Source organism: Mesorhizobium sp. L103C105A0 (genome assembly GCF_000502215.1).
GTDB lineage: Bacteria > Pseudomonadota > Alphaproteobacteria > Rhizobiales > Rhizobiaceae > Mesorhizobium.
In genome coordinates, this window is the sequence record NZ_AYXF01000002.1 from 849,321 (window position 1) to 865,047 (window position 15,727).

Sequence of the window (15,727 nt, forward strand, 5' to 3'; positions counted from 1 at the left end):
GAATTCCGGCTCGTTCTCCTCCCCGCCCGCTCCTCGACCGCGGGTCTTTCGCGTTCTCAGGATTTGGATTATGCCGTTATTCCAGGGCGCGGCCAGAGAACGATTATGCTTTCGAGGGTAATTTTGTGCTGCATGATCTGATCGCCAACGGACAGTTGATGCGCACCATTTCGCTGCCGCGCGGCCGCCAGCGCCTGCATGCCATGCCGACCAGCACCGGCTATGAAGTACGCGAGGGCGTGACTTACGACTGGGATGGGCGCAAGCGCGGCCAGACGCCGTTCACCGTGCTGCAGCACACGATCAGCGGCACCGGCCAGCTGCGCTACGAGAACCGCAACTACCGCCTGCAGGCCAACGACACGCTGCTGGTGCTGGTGCCACACAACCATCGCTACTGGCTGGAGAAGGGCGACCGCTGGGAATATTTCTGGATCTCGATGAATGGCGAGGAGGCGCTGCGCGTCCACAAATCCATACTCAGCGTCTCCGGCCCGGTGTTTCGGCTGCAGCCGGAGACGATCGATCATCTCGCCGATTGCAGCCTGCGCCTGATCAAGGGCGGCGCTTCGCCTGGCGCTGCTTCGGCAATCGCCTATGAGGCGGCGATGGCGCTTTACGACGATGTCTTCGGCTCGCACGCCTTCACTGAGAAACAGAGCGTCATGCAGCCGGTCATCGATCATATCAACGCCAATCTCGACAAGCCCTTGCCCGTGGCCGAGCTCGTCCAGATCAGCGGCCTCAGCCGCGCCCATTTCTCGCGCTGCTTCGCCGAGAGCGAAGGCGTTCCGCCGGCCGAGTTCGTGCTGCAGCAGCGGCTGCAGCGGGCGGCGAAGCTGCTAACCAAAGCCGATTTCCTGCCGGTCAAGGAGGTCGCCATCCTGTGCGGCTTCGAGGACGCCAACTATTTCTCGAAAGTCTTCCGCCGGCTCTACGGCATCAACCCGACGCAGTTCCGCACCACCGGCATGTATGCCAGCCTGGGCAGCCTTCGATAGGATTACCCGATGCGGTTGCCGCTTGCGGGATCGAACAGATGCAGCGCCGCCGGATCGGCAGACAGCCGCACCTTATCGCCAGGCCGGATAGTGCTGCGTCCCATGACGAAGACACAAACCAGCTGGTTGGCGAGCCGGACATAGAACTGCGTCGACAGGCCGAGCGGCTCGACCACCTCGACCTCTGCCCTGAGCGGACCATCGTCGGCAAGCTGGATGTGCTCCGGCCGTAGCCCGACGGTGAGCACATCGCCATCCTTCAATGGCAAGCCATCAGGCAATCTCAGCTTCTGGCCGTCGGCCAGCACCGCGTCCACCTTGCCGCCCTTGGCCACTGTCGCCGGAAAAAAGTTCATGCCGGGCGAGCCGATGAAGCCGGCGACGAAGGTGTTGATCGGCCGATCGTAGAGTTCGAGCGGATGGCCGACCTGCTGGACGTAACCGTCATGCATGACGACGATGCGGTCGGCCATAGTCATGGCTTCGATCTGGTCGTGGGTGACATAGACTGATGTGGTCTTGAGCTGCTGGTGCAGCGCCTTGATCTCGGCGCGCATATGCACGCGCAATTTGGCGTCGAGATTGCTGAGCGGTTCGTCGAACAGGAACACTTTGGGATCACGCACGATGGCCCGGCCCATGGCGACGCGCTGGCGTTGGCCGCCGGACAGTTGCCTGGGCAGACGTCCGAGGAAACTGTCGAGGCCGAGCCGCTTTGCTGCCGCCCCTACCCTGCCGTCGATCCTCGTCTTCTCCGCCTTCTTCAACAGCAGGCTGAAGCCCATATTCGACGACACATCCATGTGCGGATAGAGCGCGTAGGACTGGAACACCATGGCAATATCGCGGTCCTTCGGCGCGACATCGTTGACCAGCCGATCGCCGATGTGGATCTCGCCGCCCGACACCTCCTCCAGCCCGGCAATCATGCGCAAAAGGGTCGACTTGCCACAGCCGGACGGGCCGACCAGCACGACGAACTCGCCATCGGCGATTTCGAGGTCGACGCCGTGCAGGATGCGCAGCGAACCGTAGTCCTTCTCGACGTTTTGCAGCGTGACGGAAGCCATCGATTATCCTTTGACCGCGCCGGCGGTGAGGCCGGTGACGAGATAGCGTTGCAGGAAGGCGAAGAAGATGCAGACCGGGATCAGCGCCAGGATCGACGCCGCCATCATCTGCCCCCAGTCGACGGCGAACTTGCCGATATAGGTGAGCAGGCCGACGGCAAACGTCTTCTGGTCGTCGCTGGAAATGAGCATCAGCGCGAACAGCAATTCGCTCCAGGCGGCGGTGAAGACGAAGCCAAGCGTGGCGCCCATGCCGGGCAAGGTCAGCGGCACGATCACCTTGCGCATCGCCTGCGCCCGCGTGCAGCCGTCGATCATCGCCGCTTCCTCCAGATCCTTCGGAATGCCGTCGAAGAAGGACTGCATCAGGAAGGTGGCGAAGGCGGTGTTGAAGGCCGTGTAGATGATGATCAGACCGACCAGGCTGTTGGTCAGGCCAAGCTCGCCCATGACGCGGTAGATCGGCGGAATGACCATCACCAGCGGAAAGGTTTGCGTGAGCAAAAGCATGATCGCCAGTGTCGCCTTGCCGCGAAAGGTGAAGCGCGACATGGCGTAGCCGGCGAGCGTGGCGATGACTGTCACCAGGGCCGCCGTCGACACCGAGACGATAACGCTGTTGAGGAAATAGCGGGGGAAGTCAGAGGCTTCCAGGACAGTGATGAAGTTGCGGAAGGTCGTCTGCGACGGCCACAGCGTGATGCCCTCGGAATAGAGCAGCCGCTCCGGCGTCACCGAAATCTTCAGCGTCCAGAAGATCGGGAACAGGGCGAAGATCATATAGGCGGCAATCGCCGCGTAGAGGCCGACGCCGCTGAAGATGCGCGAGGAGGTGGAGCGTCCGGCAATCATCAGACGTGCCTCACCAGCAACCGGCGGATGGCGATCAGCGCGATCGCATAGGCGATGAGCAGTACCAGTAGCAGCACCGCCACCGCGGAGGCATAGCCCTTGTCCAGCGACTTGAAGGCGCTGACATAGATGTAGACCGGCACCGTGCTGGTCGAGCCGGCCGGCCCGCCCTCGGTCATGACGAAGATCAGATCGGCGAAGGTCGCGATCCAGATCGTACGCAGCATGACGGTGATGACGATGGTCGGCGCCAGGAACGGCAGCGTCACCTTGGTGAAGCGCTGCCAAGGCGAAGCGCCGTCGATTGCGGCCGCCTCATGCAGTTCCGACGGGATCGACTTCAGCGCCGCCAGCAGCGTGATGGCGAAGAACGGAATGCCGAACCAGATGTTGGCGATGATCGGCCCCCACATGGCGGTCGCCGGATCGGACAGCACATTGGTCGGCTCGGCCTTCAGCCCGAGCGTGAAGAGCCAATGCGGCAGTGGTCCGATGATCGGATTGAACAGCCACGCCCAGGTCAGGCCCGACAGGAAAGATGGCACCGCCCAGGGCAGGAACACCACCGCCTGCACGAACTTGCGCCCGACAAACGGTTTGTCGAGCAGCAACGCCAGACCCAGGCCGAGGAAGAACTGGAAGAACAGGCTGGCGACGGTCCACCAGAGCGTGTTGACCAGCGCCTGCCCCAGCACCTGGTCGGTCAGCATCGCCTGGTACTGGCCTAGACCGACATATTCGGATTTGAAGGCGGAGAACTTCCGGAACGAATAGCTGATGCCGATGATCAGCGGCACCAGCAGCACCACGACCAGCAGAACGATCGCCGGGCTGAGATAAAGCCAGGGCTCGATGGCCGCATGCGTCAGCCGCTTCTTTCGCGGCCGGCCTGCGGATCGTATTTCGGACACGGCATAGGTCATTAGCGCTCAACAGTCATGGGTGGGTGCCGACAGCGGCAACAGCACCCTTCTCCCCGTTCACGGGGAGAAGATGCCGGCAGGCAGATGAGGGGCGGCGCCAGCTTGGGGTGCTCGCGCTGCCCCTCATCCGGGCCTGTCTGTGCATGTCGTTGTCCCAAAACCGCTACGCACTTTTGGGCGACATGCATTCGGGCCACCTTCTCCCCGTAAACGGGAGAAGGAAGAAGAACTACTTCTTGTTCTTGGCCAGCCAGTCCTGCTGCTCCTTGGTCAGGAACGCGGCCCATTGATCGGCGACGTCCTTGGCCGACTTCTGGCCGAGCAGCACTTCCTGGAAATTCTTGATCGCCACCTGGTCGACGAAATTGCCGAGGTTCTCCAGATGTGTCGGCGGCGTCACCATTTCATATTTGGAAGTGTCGCTGAGTTCGGTGAACCAGCCCTTGAACTGCTCGGTCTTGAAGTGGGCATCCTGGTCGGCGCCATTGTGGATCGGCACGACGCCGACTTCCTTGGCCCATTCCAGATTGTCCTTGGGCGACAACAGCGTCGCCATCAGCTTCCAGGCATCGTCCTTGTGCTGCGAGTTGGCAAACATCGCCCAGCCGGCATAGCCCAGCGTCGGGTAGGATTTGCCGCTCGGTCCGACCGGCAGCGGCGCCACGGCAAAATCGTCGGCGCTCATTTTGTCGGCAATGCCGATCAGCGCATCCGGATCCTGGTTGAGCATCGCGCAGGTGCCGGAATAGAAGCCGGTGACGGTTTCGTTGAAGCCCCAGCTCACCGCATCCTTGGGCGCCAGCCCGTCCTTGTACATGTCGGCCAGCATCTGCAGGCCCTTGACCGAGCCCTCCTCGTTGATGGTCGAGGTGCCGTCCTCGTTGAAGTAGCCGCCCTTGCCGGCGGCGATGTTCATGAACATGTGCATGCCGTTGAAGGCGCCGGGGCCGCCGCGCAGGCAATAGCCATACTTGCCCGGAATGGCCGAGATCTTCTTGGAGTCGGCGATGAAGTCGTCGAGCGTCGCCGGCGGGCCGTCGAGACCGGCTTCCTTGAACAGCTTCTTGTTCCAGAACAGCGCATTCACATAGTAGCCGTATGGGATCATGAATTGGGTATTGTTGACGGTCGAGCCGAACTGCTTGGCCCGATCGCCGAGTGTCTTGGCGTCGTCCCACTTGGCCATGAACGGCCCGAGATCCTCGAGCTGGCCGTTGGTGGCGTAGAGGCCCATCCAGCGCTCCGGCATCTCGACGATGTCGGGCGTATCGCCCGCCTGCACCATGGTCAGGAATTTCTCGAAGGCCTGACCCCAGGGCAGCGAGACCACCTCGACCTTGACGCCGGCATTGGCGGCCTCGAACTCGGCGATCTGCTTCTTCAGGAATTCGGTGCGCTGCGGGCTGGTGATGACCTCGACCAGCTTGAGCGTGGTATCGGCCAGCGCGCTGCTGGCGGAGATCGCCAGGCCGGCAGCGGTGGCAAGCATGATGCTCAGTCTTTTCATGTTCAGAACTCCCATTTTGAACCCAGTCATTTTTTTGCTTTGTCGAAGGCCTGGCCGATGTCGGCCCAGAGGTCCTCGACGCTTTCCAATCCGACATTGAAGCGGATGGTTCGGGGGCTGACGCCGAAGCGCGCCATCGAATTGAGACCCGGTGTCTGCTCGAGCGAGGCCTTTGCCGGCACGACGAGGCTTTCATGACCGCCCCAGCTGACGCCGATGCGGAAAAATTTCAGCGCATCGACGAAAGCGGGAATGTCGACATCCTCCGTCACCTCGAAGGAGAACAGCCCGGCATAGCCGGCAAGCGTCTTCTTGCCGGGATGGTTGGAATAGGCGGGATGATTGACCCGCTCGACCTTGTCATGCGCCTTCAAGCGCTCGGCGATGATGAGCCCGCTCTTCATGTGATGCGGCAGTCTCAGCGGCAGCGTGCGCAGGCCGCGCAACAGCAGCCAGCCCTCGAAAGGCGACAGCTTTGCGCCAAGCTGCGAGTAGGTCTGGTCGTTGATGTGCTTGATATGGGCGGCCGAGCCCGCCACCACACCGGCGACGGTATCGCTGTGGCCGCCGAGATATTTCGAGGCCGAGTGCAGCACCAGATCGACGCCGTGCAGGATCGGCTTCTGGAACACCGGCGTCGCCCAGGAATTGTCGATTGTGGTGACGATGCCCTGCTCTTTCGCCAGCCGCGTCAGATGTTCGAGATCCTGCAGCTCGAACATCATCGAGGTCGGGCTTTCCAGGTAGAGCAGTTTCGCACCGGGAAGTGCCGCGGCCACCGCATCCGGATCGGAGCCGTCGACATAGTCGACCTTGATATGCAGGCGCGGAAACAGCCGCTCGAACAGTCGGTAGGCGTCGCCATAGCAATTGCGCACCGCAAGGATGCGTTCGCCTGCGCCGACGAAAGCCAGCAACGTCGCGCTGATCGCAGCCATGCCGCTCGAAAAACCACGTGCGGCTTCAGCACCTTCAAGCGCTGCGACGCGCGACTCGAATTCCATCACCGTCGGATTGTCGCCGCGCGAATAGATCGGCTGTTTCCTGCGCCCGGCAAAGGTGTCGACCATGTCGGCATAGCTGGCGAAGGTGAACAGCGAGGTCTGGTAGATCGGCGGCACCACCGCATTGCCGGGGAACGGGTCGTCATGCGCCAGAAGCGTCGCCGCCTCGGCGAGATAGTCGCTGCCGGAAATGCCTGGGTCGAAGCTGTGCTCGTTCATGTGCGGACCGAAAGTTTGAGGTTGGCGGCGCCGCGCTTCAAATCGTCCTCGACCGTGGCGATCAGCTTCAGCGCTTCGGCCCGGGCGCCTTCCGGATCGTGCGCGGCGATGCAGTCGAACATGGTGCGGTGGTAGGGAAAGCTTGCGTGGCCGAAATCGCGCACGCCGAGCGGATGTTCCCAGAAGCGGTGGAACAGTTCGTGCATGGCGGCGATAATCTGCTCGAACAGCGGATTGCCGCAGGCGCGGTAGATCGCCTGATGGAATTCCCAGTCCTCTTCCGACGACATGCCGGCGCGGCTGAGAAACTCTTCCTCCATGATGTCGAGCTTGCGCTCGATCTCGGCGAGGTCGTCCTTGTCGGCACGAATGGCGCAAAGGGCGGCGGCTTCCGCTTCCAGCGCGCGGCGGATTTCCAGCGTGCGCATCAGGCCGGTGAAATCATTGCCGCCGGCAAGCGTCAGCGGCATGTGCAGCATGTCGAGCGAGACGGCGGCCTTGAGATAGGTGCCCGAGCCCTGCCGGCGCTCGACCAGGCCAAGCCCTTCCCAGCGCGTCAGCGCCTCGCGCACCGTATTGCGGCTGACCTTCAGACGCTCAGCGAGGATGCGTTCGGTCGGCAGCCTCTCACCGGGTTCCAGCTTCTCGCGCATGACGAAGCCGGCCAACGCCTTCAGCACCGCGTCGTCGCGGGCCGTCGTCTGGATCGGCGGAAGGCTGAATCCGGTCACCGGGGCTATTACCGAAGTGGTTCAATGGTCCAACCAATTTCTGCACAGACGAAGGGACCTGTCAACAGTGGAAACGCAGCGAGGCCGAAGGGCCAGGGGATGCACCTTCGGCCTTGCTGCTTCAGCCGTGGATGCGCGCCGGCGCAGCGGCGGCGCGAGCCTCGCGCCAGCGAGCGAAGATTGCCTCGCGAACCCGCCTCGAACCAGAGAGGCGCTTTTTTGCCTGCGCCAGCACCGCAGGCGACGCCTCGGCGGGCGTGCCGGACCGAAAGGGAGGAACCGGGGCGTATTCGAGCGAGAGCTGCACGATCTCGGCCTCCTCCTGTCCAAGCAGCCTCGCAACCAGCGCCAGGCCGAAGTCGATCCCCGAAGTGACGCCGCCGGCGGTGATGAGCTTGCCGTCTTCGACGATACGCTCGTCGACCGGGATCGCTCCGAACTCGTCAAGGAAATCATGCGCATACCAGTGCGTGGTCGCGCGCTTGCCCCTCAGCAGTCCGGCCGCCCCAAGCACCAGGGCACCGCTGCAAACGGAGGTGATGTAGCGCACCTGCCCCGCGCGCTCCCATACGAAATCGAGGACTGTCTGGTCCTCCAGCAGCGCGTTGACCCCACCCCCGCCCGGAATGCACAGCACGTCGAGAGGCCGGCAATCGTCGAAGGTCGCGGTTGGCGTCAGCGAGAGGCGCGTCGATGACGTCACCGGGTTGCGATCCTTCCAGATCAGCTCCACCTCGGCATCCTTGGCCGATGCCAGGACTTCGTATGGGCCGGTGAGGTCGAGTTGTTGGACGTTGGGGAATACGAGGATGCCGAAACGAAGGGGCATGGAAATCTCCGTGGGTTGACTTCGGGCAATCTACGGCATCATGTTTTGGCACGATTGCCATTCATCCCTCGCTTCGGGCCAAACCAATGCGCCGTATCGAAGTACTTGCCTATCCCGACATCCAGCTCCTCGACGTCAGCGGACCGCTCCAGGTCTTTGCCAGCGCCAACGACTTCAAGAGGCAGTCAGGTGAACCAGCGCCCTACGAGGTCGTGGTCGTCGCCGCCTCGCCGCGGATCAGGACATCGGCGGGTCTCGTGCTGGAGACCGCAGCGCTGCCGGCGCACGGAGGTGAGATCGACACGCTGGTCGTGCCCGGCGGATGGGGCGTCAACGCAGCCTGCGAGGATTCCGAACTGGTCCAATGGATCGCCGGTCGCTCGCGCGATGCCACCCGAACCGCTTCCGTCTGCAGCGGCGCCATGCTGCTGGCGACGGCTGGCCTGCTCGACGGCCGCCGCGCGGTGACCCATTGGGGACGCTGCGCGGAGTTCGCCCGGCGCTTTCCCGCGGTCCGGCTCGAACCCGATCCGATCTTCATCCGCGACGGCAATGTCTGGACATCCGCCGGCGTAACGGCGGGGATCGATCTCGCCCTCTCCCTCGTCGAGGCCGACCTTGGCCGGCACACGGCGCTCGGCGTGGCGCGCGAGTTGGTGGTCTTCCTGAAACGTCCCGGTGGCCAGGCGCAATTCAGCCAGACCCTCAAGCTGCAGCGAGGCGACGGGCGCTTCGACCGGCTGCATGGCTGGATCCTCGAAAATCTGGCCGGTGACCTGTCGCTCACGCAGTTGGCCGACCACGCCAATATGAGCCCGCGCAGCTTCTCGCGGCGCTATCGCGAGGCCACCGGCCGGACACCTGCCCGCGCGATCGAGGAGATCCGGATCGAGGCGGCGCGGCGGATGCTGGAGCGTGGCCAGCCCGTCAACCAGACGGCCCGCCGCTGCGGTTTCGGCTCGGAAGAAACCATGCGGCGCGGCTTTCTGCGCGTGCTGGGCACCAATCCGCGCGCCTATCGCGAGCGTTTCTGATCGCGACTGCTTGCTCCATTAGGCCGGCGGTCGATGCCGTAGAAATAGAGCCTCTCTAGCATTCAGGCGGGATGCTGTAGCTGGCTGAGCCCGCCATCGACGACGAGGGTCGCGGCGTTCATGAACGGGCACTCCTCGGAAATCATGAACACAGCGGCCAGCGCGATCTCGCGCGCCGAGGCGATGCGGCCGCCGGGATGCAGCGCCAGCGTCCTGGCGCGCGCCGCAACCGGATCGGCAAAACTGTTCCAATAGTCGGCTGCCTTCTGCGTCTCGACATAACCGGGCGCCAGCGCGTTCACGCGCACGCCCTGCCCGGCATATTCCAGCGCCAGCGACTTGGTCAGCCCAAGCAGCGCGTGCTTGGCCACGGGATAGGGGAAGGTATGAGGGATGATGGTGAAGCTGTGCGTCGAGGCGATGTTGAGGATCGCGCCACCGCCATTTGCGATCATTGCCGGCAGCACCGCCTTGGCGCAGTTCCAGGCGCCTTTGACGTTGACATCGAAATTGCGGTTCCACTCCTCCTCAGTCGCCTCGAGCGGCGTCGAGAACACATTCATCCCCGCATTGTTGATCAGCGCGTTGATCGGCCCGATCGCGTCGGTCGCCCGGCTGACGGCAGCGGCAATCGCGGCCCCGTCGCTGATGTCGGCTGAGACATGCCCGACATGGCCCTGCGGCGCTGCTAGGCCGGCGACCGCTTTGTCCAGCAGCGCGCCGTCGCGATCGACCAGGAACAGCCTTGCCCCTTCGGCGAGGCAAGCTTCAGCGATGGCAAGCCCAATGCCTTGCGCGGCGCCGGTGAGGAAGATGCGTTTGCCGGACAGGCGCTCAGCCATGGCTGTCACTCCACTGGAAGATGGTCAGCGCCGGCCCAGTGCCGACGAACGCAGATTGTCGAGCAAAACGGCAAGCAGCAGGATCACACCGCGCACAATGTATTGGTAGAACGCCGGGATGTTGAGCAGGTTCATGGCGTTTTCGGCGATGCCCATGATCAGCACGCCGACGATGACGCCCGACATGGTGGCGCGGCCGCCGGCAAGCGAGACGCCGCCGAGCACGCAGGCCGAGATGACCGAGAGTTCAAGCCCGACCGCGGCATTGGGCTGGCCCGACGTGATGCGCGAGGCCAGAAGGATGCCGGCGATGCCGCAGACCACGCCCTGCAGAGCAAAGATCCAGATCCGCGTCCAGTCGACATTGACGCCGGCCAGGCGCGAAGCCTCCGGGTTGCCGCCGATGGCCAGCGTGTTCTTGCCGAACACGGTACGATTGAGGACAAAACCGAAGATGCAGAACAGCACGGCCAGGACCCAGACCGGCGTCGGAATGCCGAACAGCTTCGACAGCGCCAGTTGGTAGAAATCCGGGCTGTTGATGCCGACGGCGCGGCCGTCCGATGCGATCAGCGCAAGGCCGCGCACGATCTGCATGGTGGCAAGCGTCGTGATCAGTGCGTTGATGCGGAATTTGGCGATGACGACGCCATTGATGAAGCCGACTAAGGCGCCGCAGGCGATTGCCGCGAGAAGCCCGAGCAGGATCGAACCGGTATAGTTCGACGCCATCACCGCGACCATGCCGGCAAAGGCGACGATGGAGCCGACCGAGAGGTCGAAGTCGCGCGCGGCAAGGCAGAACATCATGGTGCAGGCGACAATGCCGACGGTGACCACCGACTGCAGCAGGCCGAGCATGTTGCGGTCAGTCAGAAAATTCGGCACCAGCAGCGACACCAGCGCGAAGGCGACGATGAAGATCACGACGAGGCCCTGTTCGCCGAGCAGGATCTTCTTCAACTGATCGGTCATGGCAAAGATCCTCAGGATGCGATCGCGTCGGGGGTTTTCTGATCGGGAAGAGCGGCGGCCAGGATCGCTTTTTCGGCGAACTGGTCGCGCGCGAGTTCGGCGCTGACCCGCCCGCCGCACATCACCAGGATGCGGTCGCAAATGCCCATCACTTCCGGCAATTCGGACGAGACGACGACGATCGCCATGCCGTCTTCGGCAAGCTGGTAGAGCAGTTCGTAGATTTCCGCTTTGGCGCCGACGTCGATACCGCGTGTCGGCTCGTCGACGATAAGCACGCGCACGCCCTGCTCCGACAGCCAGCGGCCGAGAATGACCTTCTGCTGGTTGCCGCCGGAGAGGTTGATGATGTCCTGCTTGCGCGACGGCGTGCGCACCTTGAGCTTCTTGATGAAGGTCTCGGCGGTGGCGATCTCGCTGGCGCGGTTCAGGATTCCGAAGCGCGTGTGATGACGCCGCGACGAGATGTTGATGTTCTCCTCGATCGAGCGGCCCTGGATGATGCCGTCATGCTTGCGGTCTTCCGAGCACAAAACGATGCCGGCGCGGATCGCGTCATGCGGATCGGTGGCATGAACGACCTTGCCATCAACGGTAATGGTGCCGCCTGAGCGCGGGTCGGCGCCGAAGACCAGCCGCATCAGTTCGGAGCGGCCCGCGCCGATCAGACCGAAGAAGCCGACGATCTCGCCCGCCCTCGCCTCGAAGCTGGCGGGCGTCGTCAGTTTTACTCCGCAAACAGCGTCGACCTTCAGCCGGACATCGCCAGCCGGGCGTGGGCGAAACCCCCAGATGTCGGAGATTTCGCGGCCAACCATTTCGGCGACGACCTGATCGCGCGTGACGTCTTTCAGTGACGCATGGTGCGCCGCGAGCTTGCCGTCGCGCAGCACGGTCAGGCTGTCGCAGAGGCGGAACACTTCGTCCAGCCGGTGCGAGACATAGATGATGACCTTGCCCTCGCCGCGCAGGCGGTCGATCAGGGCAAACAGAATTTCGCTTTCGCGCGACGACAATGACGAGGTCGGCTCATCCAGAGCGATGACGCGCGCGTCGAGCATGATCGCCTTGGCGATCTCGACCATCTGCCGTTCGCCGATGGACAGCGTCTTGACCTTGCGGCTGATATCGATGTCGATGCCCGCCGATTTCAGCTTGGCGCCGACGTCTTCCAGCATTCTGGCGCGGGCGATGATGCCGGCGTTGGTGGGGAAGCGGCCAAGGCTGAGGTTTTCGGCAACAGTGAGCTCAGGAACCAGCTGTAGCTCCTGGTGGATGACGATGACGCCATTGTCGAAGGCATCTCGCGTCGTTGCATAGGCTTGCATCTTGCCGTCGATGAGGATCTCGCCGTCATCGGCATGCTGGTCGCCCGACAGGATCTTGATCAGCGTGGATTTGCCGGCGCCGTTCTCGCCCATCAAGCCATGCACGGCGCCCTTGTCGACGCTGAACGAGACGCCGGACAGCGCCTTGACGCCCGGATAGGTCTTGGTGATTTCCGAGAAGTCGAGAAAGGACATGGGGCGCCTATCCTTTTGCCATGCCAAACAGGCGGCGACTGTGAGCCGCCGCCTGTTTGTACAGGGAGGATTATTCGATGCCGAGACCCTTGCGGACCGTCTGGTAGTCGTCGCGCTTGGCCAGCGCACCGGCGGTCAGGATGAGCTTCTCGGGTTCCTTGTTGTTGGCGACCCAGTCATACATGTTGAGCGCAGTCTCGTAGCCGTGACGCTTCGGCGAGATGATCACCGTGCCGACGAAGCCGGTGGCGGTCGGCTTCTTGAACTCGTTGATCGCCGAATCCGCGCCGCCAATGCCGACGCCGATCACGTTTTCGGCCGGGATGCCGACGCTTTCGGAAGCGCGCACGGCGCCGAGAACGGCTTCGTCGTTGAGGCCGAAGGAGACCCACTTCTTGATGTCGGCATGGGCGTTGAGTACCACCGTCGCCGCATTGAGCGCAGCCTCGGTATCGGTCTTGGCCTGCGGCGCGTCAAAGATGATTTCGGCCTTGAAGCCGTTGGCCTTGAGCACCGAAATGGCGCCTTCGACCCGGTCGACGGCGGTCGGCAACTGATCATAGGAGACGCGGATGGCGCCAACCTCGTCGGCCTTCCAGCCGCGCGCCTTCATTTCGTCGACGATCGCCTGGCCGACGGCCTCGCCGATCTTGGTCGCCGAAATGCCCATATGCGGCACGTCTTCCAGCGCCTTCCCGTCTGCGCCGACCAGACGGTCATCAACCGTCATCAGCTTGAGATTGTTGGCGGCGGCCTTGGCGACGATGCCGGGGCCGAGCTTCACATCAGGCGTGCAGACGATGAAGCCTTGCGCGCCCTGCGCGCCGAGATTGTCGATCGCCGACATCAGCTTCTCACCGTCCTCGGCGCCGATCTTGACCAGGGTAAAACCCTTCTCCTTGGCGGCCTGGTCGGCGAACTTCCATTCGTCCTGGAACCACGGCTCCTCGGGCTGTTTGACGATAAAACCTATCTTGGTGTCCTGAGCATATGCAGCGATGGTCGTGACGGACAGCACGGCAAGGGCGCCCGCGACGAGCGCGGTCTTCAGAAGTCGCATGATTACCTCCCAGCGATGGCCGGGCGCTCAGCCCGGATGCAGAGTCTCTAATTCTTTTTATCATACTCGTCAATTGATCTGGTATGATAATTGAGCTACATGCTCTGACCAGGGATCGCTGGCGCAAATCATCCGCATCCGGTAAGGCCGGGGACGCGAGATCAGTGGTTTCGCCGCCTTGGAGGAGGGCTGAGGTGACCGACACTTCGAAGAAGGCATCAGGCGACACCCGCCGCCCGCGCGTCATGCCCGATGTGACCAAGGCGCTTGCCTCAGACATCTTTTCCGGACGCTATCCCGCCGGCTCGTCCCTGCCGACCGAAAACGAACTCGGCGTCGAATATGGCGTCAGCCGCACCGTCATCCGCGAGGCCTTGAAGGTGCTGGCCGCCAAGGGGCTGGTGCTGTCGCGGCCCCGCATCGGCACGGTTGTATGTGAACAGGACAACTGGAACATCATCGACCCGCAGGTGCTGGCCTGGCACGCGCCGCATGCACTGGACGACAAATTGTTCGACGCCATCCTCGAGACGCGCCGCGCCATCGAGCCGCTGGTAGCTGAACTGGCGGCGACTCGTGCGACGCTGCAGGAGATCGCCGATCTCGAAGCCGCCTGGCGCGGCATGGCCAATGCCGGCGAGGATCTCGCCGCCTTCTCGCGCTCGGACATCACTTTCCACCAGATCGTCTATGCCGCGAGCCACAACCCGATCTTCCGCCAGATCGGCAATCTTATCGACACCGGGCTGAAATTCTCGCTCGAAGCAACTGCGACCATTTCGCTCGCCCGGCGCATGGAAGCGGTGGCGGCGCACCGTGAGGTGGTCGAGGCGCTGCGCATGCGCGATGCCGCGGCGGCGCGTGCGGCGGCAGGCCGGATCCTCGACCTTGCGGCGCGCGACCTGGTCAGCGCCAAGAAACTCAAGAACAACTGAGACCAGCATGAAAATCATCTCGCTCACCACCTACATCGTCCCGCCGCGCTGGCTGTTCCTGAAGATCGAGACTGATGCCGGCGTTACCGGCTGGGGCGAGCCTGTGGTCGAAGGCCGTGCGCTGACGGTCGAGGCAGCGGTCAAGGAACTTGGCGATTATCTGATCGGCAAGGACCCGCGCCTGATCGAGGACCATTGGACGGTGATGCATCGCGGCGGCTTCTACCGCGGCGGGCCGATCCTGATGAGCGCCATTGCCGGCATCGACCAGGCGCTGTGGGACATCAAGGGCAAGGCGCTCGGCGTGCCTGTGCACGAACTGCTCGGCGGCAAGCTGCGCGACAGCATCAAGGTCTATTCCTGGATCGGCGGCGACCGGCCGGCGGAAGTGGCTGATGGCGCCAGGGAAGTGGTGGCGCGCGGTTTTCAGGCGCTGAAGATGAATGGCACCGAGGAACTGCAGATCGTCGACAGCCATGACAGAATAGATGCGGCTGTCGAACGAGTCGCCATGGTGCGCGAGGCCGTTGGGTCCAACATTGGCATCGCCGTCGATTTCCACGGCCGCGTCCACCGGCCGATGGCGCGCATGCTGGTCAAGGAGTTGGAACCCTACCGGCTGATGTTCATCGAGGAGCCGGTGCTGAGCGAAAATCGCGAGGCGCTGAAGGAGATCGCCGCCCTCGGCTCGACGCCGATCGCACTCGGCGAGAGGCTCTACAGCCGCTGGGATTTCAAATCGGTGTTCGAACAAGGCGCCGTCGACATCATCCAACCAGACCTGTCGCATGCCGGCGGCATCACCGAATGCCGCAAGATCGCGGCGATGGCCGAGGCCTATGACATTGCGGTGGCGCCCCACTGCCCGCTCGGCCCGATCGCGCTCGCCGCCTGCCTGCAGCTCGATGCCGTCAGCTACAACTGCTTCATCCAGGAACAGAGCCTCGGCATCCACTACAACGCCGCAAACGATTTGCTCGACTATGCCGCCAACAAGGACGTCTTCCGCTACGAGGATGGCTATGTCGCAATCCCCGATGGTCCCGGCCTCGGCGTCGAAATCGACGAGGACTACGTCAAGGAAAGGGCCAGGGAAGGCCACCGCTGGCGCAACCCGGTCTGGCGTCACAAGGACGGCTCCTTCGCCGAGTGGTAGCTCGGCCGACCTTGCGGCCAGGCCTTCAGGACCTCGGGTTCGATTTCGCGGTGGCGCCAGCGTAAC

Annotated in this window: 15 protein-coding genes; 4 read left to right on the plus strand and 11 right to left on the minus strand. The window is 63.3% G+C overall.

Annotation, left to right across the window (positions count from 1 at the left end; all coding sequences use genetic code 11):
* The first annotated feature begins 125 nt into the window (after positions 1-125).
* Positions 126-1,001: an AraC family transcriptional regulator gene (locus X727_RS155810; RefSeq protein ID WP_023687910.1), complete on the plus strand. Its 876-nt coding sequence runs from the start codon at positions 126-128 to the stop codon at positions 999-1,001.
* 2 nt (positions 1,002-1,003) lie between these two features.
* Here the strand turns inward: X727_RS155810 and ugpC are convergent, their stop codons facing one another.
* The 7 genes from ugpC to X727_RS155775 form a co-directional block, all read right to left on the minus strand.
* Positions 1,004-2,071 (minus strand): sn-glycerol-3-phosphate ABC transporter ATP-binding protein UgpC, encoded by a 1,068-nt coding sequence (gene ugpC / locus X727_RS155805; protein WP_023691353.1) that lies wholly within the window; start codon positions 2,069-2,071, stop codon positions 1,004-1,006.
* A 3-nt stretch (positions 2,072-2,074) separates the two neighbouring features.
* A complete protein-coding gene (locus X727_RS155800; protein WP_023691354.1) occupies positions 2,075-2,923 on the minus strand; it encodes a carbohydrate ABC transporter permease in 849 nt (282 codons plus the stop codon).
* Positions 2,923-3,846: a sugar ABC transporter permease gene (locus tag X727_RS155795; protein WP_023685296.1), complete on the minus strand. Its 924-nt coding sequence runs from the start codon at positions 3,844-3,846 to the stop codon at positions 2,923-2,925. Before X727_RS155795 ends, X727_RS155800 begins: the two co-directional genes overlap by 1 nt.
* A gap of 229 nt (positions 3,847-4,075) precedes the next feature.
* Entirely contained in the window at positions 4,076-5,353 is a 1,278-nt protein-coding gene (locus X727_RS155790; RefSeq protein WP_023815853.1) for a sugar ABC transporter substrate-binding protein, read from the minus strand.
* 26 nt (positions 5,354-5,379) lie between these two features.
* On the minus strand, positions 5,380-6,576 hold the full coding sequence (locus X727_RS155785; protein ID WP_023733169.1) for a PLP-dependent transferase: 1,197 nt from the start codon (positions 6,574-6,576) through the stop codon (positions 5,380-5,382).
* Entirely contained in the window at positions 6,573-7,307 is a 735-nt protein-coding gene (locus X727_RS155780; RefSeq protein WP_023833957.1) for a FadR/GntR family transcriptional regulator, read from the minus strand. The genes X727_RS155785 and X727_RS155780 overlap by 4 nt, the downstream gene beginning before the upstream one ends.
* A 121-nt stretch (positions 7,308-7,428) precedes the next feature.
* Positions 7,429-8,136 carry a DJ-1/PfpI family protein gene (locus X727_RS155775; RefSeq protein WP_023833958.1) on the minus strand — a complete coding sequence of 236 codons (708 nt, stop codon included), beginning with the start codon at positions 8,134-8,136 and terminating at the stop codon, positions 7,429-7,431.
* 86 nt (positions 8,137-8,222) lie between these two features.
* On the opposite strand from X727_RS155775, the gene X727_RS155770 reads away from it, so the two are divergent.
* Positions 8,223-9,170 (plus strand): GlxA family transcriptional regulator, encoded by a 948-nt coding sequence (locus tag X727_RS155770; RefSeq protein ID WP_023833959.1) that lies wholly within the window; start codon positions 8,223-8,225, stop codon positions 9,168-9,170.
* A 62-nt stretch (positions 9,171-9,232) separates the two neighbouring features.
* On the opposite strand, the gene X727_RS155765 is transcribed toward X727_RS155770, so the two are convergent.
* The 4 genes from X727_RS155765 to X727_RS155750 form a co-directional block, all read right to left on the minus strand.
* Entirely contained in the window at positions 9,233-10,012 is a 780-nt protein-coding gene (locus tag X727_RS155765) for an SDR family oxidoreductase (protein WP_023691358.1), read from the minus strand.
* Between the two features lie 24 nt (positions 10,013-10,036).
* On the minus strand, positions 10,037-10,987 hold the full coding sequence (gene araH / locus X727_RS155760; RefSeq protein ID WP_023824822.1) for an L-arabinose ABC transporter permease AraH: 951 nt from the start codon (positions 10,985-10,987) through the stop codon (positions 10,037-10,039).
* 11 nt (positions 10,988-10,998) lie between these two features.
* Entirely contained in the window at positions 10,999-12,510 is a 1,512-nt protein-coding gene (araG, locus tag X727_RS155755) for an L-arabinose ABC transporter ATP-binding protein AraG (protein WP_023833960.1), read from the minus strand.
* 70 nt (positions 12,511-12,580) lie between these two features.
* Positions 12,581-13,570, minus strand: coding sequence for an arabinose ABC transporter substrate-binding protein (locus X727_RS155750; protein ID WP_023833961.1), 990 nt, complete (start codon positions 13,568-13,570; stop codon positions 12,581-12,583).
* A 245-nt stretch (positions 13,571-13,815) separates the two neighbouring features.
* Between X727_RS155750 and X727_RS155745 the strand changes: the two genes are divergently transcribed.
* Together X727_RS155745 and dgoD are read left to right on the plus strand one after the other, a co-directional pair.
* Positions 13,816-14,505: a FadR/GntR family transcriptional regulator gene (locus X727_RS155745; RefSeq protein WP_245259915.1), complete on the plus strand. Its 690-nt coding sequence runs from the start codon at positions 13,816-13,818 to the stop codon at positions 14,503-14,505.
* A gap of 7 nt (positions 14,506-14,512) precedes the next feature.
* Positions 14,513-15,661, plus strand: coding sequence for a galactonate dehydratase (gene dgoD, locus X727_RS155740; RefSeq protein WP_023702126.1), 1,149 nt, complete (start codon positions 14,513-14,515; stop codon positions 15,659-15,661).
* The last annotated feature ends 66 nt before the right edge of the window (positions 15,662-15,727 follow it).

Coding starts and splice junctions, on each gene's coding strand:
- X727_RS155765 (WP_023691358.1), bottom strand. CDS start 10,012: ATGGCTGAGCGCCTGTCCGGCAAACGCATCTTCCTCACCGGCGCCGCG.
- araH (WP_023824822.1), bottom strand. CDS start 10,987: ATGACCGATCAGTTGAAGAAGATCCTGCTCGGCGAACAGGGCCTCGTC.
- X727_RS155750 (WP_023833961.1), bottom strand. CDS start 13,570: ATGCGACTTCTGAAGACCGCGCTCGTCGCGGGCGCCCTTGCCGTGCTG.
- X727_RS155785 (WP_023733169.1), bottom strand. CDS start 6,576: ATGAACGAGCACAGCTTCGACCCAGGCATTTCCGGCAGCGACTATCTC.
- X727_RS155745 (WP_245259915.1), top strand. CDS start 13,816: ATGCCCGATGTGACCAAGGCGCTTGCCTCAGACATCTTTTCCGGACGC.
- ugpC (WP_023691353.1), bottom strand. CDS start 2,071: ATGGCTTCCGTCACGCTGCAAAACGTCGAGAAGGACTACGGTTCGCTG.
- araG (WP_023833960.1), bottom strand. CDS start 12,510: ATGTCCTTTCTCGACTTCTCGGAAATCACCAAGACCTATCCGGGCGTC.
- X727_RS155790 (WP_023815853.1), bottom strand. CDS start 5,353: ATGAAAAGACTGAGCATCATGCTTGCCACCGCTGCCGGCCTGGCGATC.
- X727_RS155795 (WP_023685296.1), bottom strand. CDS start 3,846: ATGACCTATGCCGTGTCCGAAATACGATCCGCAGGCCGGCCGCGAAAG.
- X727_RS155800 (WP_023691354.1), bottom strand. CDS start 2,923: ATGATTGCCGGACGCTCCACCTCCTCGCGCATCTTCAGCGGCGTCGGC.
- dgoD (WP_023702126.1), top strand. CDS start 14,513: ATGAAAATCATCTCGCTCACCACCTACATCGTCCCGCCGCGCTGGCTG.
- X727_RS155770 (WP_023833959.1), top strand. CDS start 8,223: ATGCGCCGTATCGAAGTACTTGCCTATCCCGACATCCAGCTCCTCGAC.
- X727_RS155775 (WP_023833958.1), bottom strand. CDS start 8,136: ATGCCCCTTCGTTTCGGCATCCTCGTATTCCCCAACGTCCAACAACTC.